The sequence below is a fragment of the Streptomyces sp. 13-12-16 genome (genome assembly GCF_002114215.1).
Lineage (GTDB): Bacteria > Actinomycetota > Actinomycetes > Streptomycetales > Streptomycetaceae > Streptomyces.
On record NZ_NCTE01001178.1, the window covers coordinates 1 to 1,100 of the forward strand.

At 74.3% G+C, this 1,100-nt stretch carries 1 protein-coding gene and 1 pseudogene; one reads left to right on the top strand and one right to left on the bottom strand.

Annotation, left to right across the window (positions count from 1 at the left end; translation table 11 throughout):
- Positions 1-159, top strand: a pseudogene (locus B7767_RS48710) (asparaginase); the annotation flags it as partial.
- 116 nt (positions 160-275) lie between these two features.
- Here the strand turns inward: B7767_RS48710 and B7767_RS37060 are convergent.
- A partial coding sequence (locus B7767_RS37060) for a D-alanyl-D-alanine carboxypeptidase family protein (RefSeq protein ID WP_085575840.1) occupies positions 276-1,100 on the bottom strand: 825 nt, incomplete at its 5' end.

Here is a 1,100-nt window from a genome sequence, read left to right on the forward strand (position 1 = left end):
CGGGTGCCGGTCGCCGCGGCGGCGCTGGTGCGGGCGGGGGTGGATGCCTCTTTGCTCAAGGAGTTCGAGGGGGAGGTGTTGCTCGGGGGTGGGCGGCCGGTCGGGGAAGTGCGGGTCGTTCGTGCGCTGGAGTCTGTGACCTCACCGGCCTGGGTGTAGTTGTCCGCGCAGTTCCCCGCGCCCCTTCGGGGTGGTTGCGGATTCCTGTTGACCGCGGGCCGGTGGGGGCTTGTCGCGCAGTTCCCCGCGCCCCTTCGGGGGCGCTGCACTCACCCTCAGTTCGTTGGTACCGGACCCCATCTGAGGCGCAGGTACAGGGACACGCCCGCGGCGCCCAGGAGGGCGGCGCCGGCGATGGTCCAGGTGACCGGGCGGCCCGGGGCGTCGTGGCTCCGGGCCACGGGAGTCGTGACGGGCTCCGCCTCCGGGCCGGCCGGCGGGCCGGGGCGCAGGGCGTCCAGGGAGCCCACCGGGGTCACGTGCCCGGTCGCCTCGAAGCCCCAGTCCAGCAGCGTGCGGGCCTCCTCGTACACCGCGTGGCCGCCGCCCGACCGGGGGTTCATGACCGTCACCACGAGGGTGTGACCGTCCCGGCGCGCCGCGGCCACGAGGGTGTTGCCGGCGTCGCTGGTGTAGCCGTTCTTGATGCCGATCAGACCCTCGTAGGGTTCGACACCGTCCGCGCCGGTGAGCAGCCGGTTGGTGTTCACGATGCCGTACGAGCCGCCGTCGCGGGCCGGGAACGGCGCCTCGTGCCTGGCGCAGTACCGGGCGAACTCGTCGTTGCGCAGCCCCGCCCGGCCGAACACCGCCAGGTCGTACGCCGACGACACCTGACCGGGTGCGTCGTAGCCGTCGGGTGACATGACCCGGGTGTCGCGGGCGCCCAGCGCGCGGGCCTTGGCCTGCATCCGCTCGGCCGTGGCCCGCCAGCCCCCGCTGAGCGCGGCCAGCACGCGCACGGCGTCGTTGCCGGAGCTGAGGAAGACCCCGTTCCACAGGTCGGAGACCCGGTACGTACGGTTCTCCGCGACCCCGACGAGGCTGCTGCCGGGGCCGATGCCCGCCAGTTCCTCCTCGCCGACCCGGTGCCGGGTGCC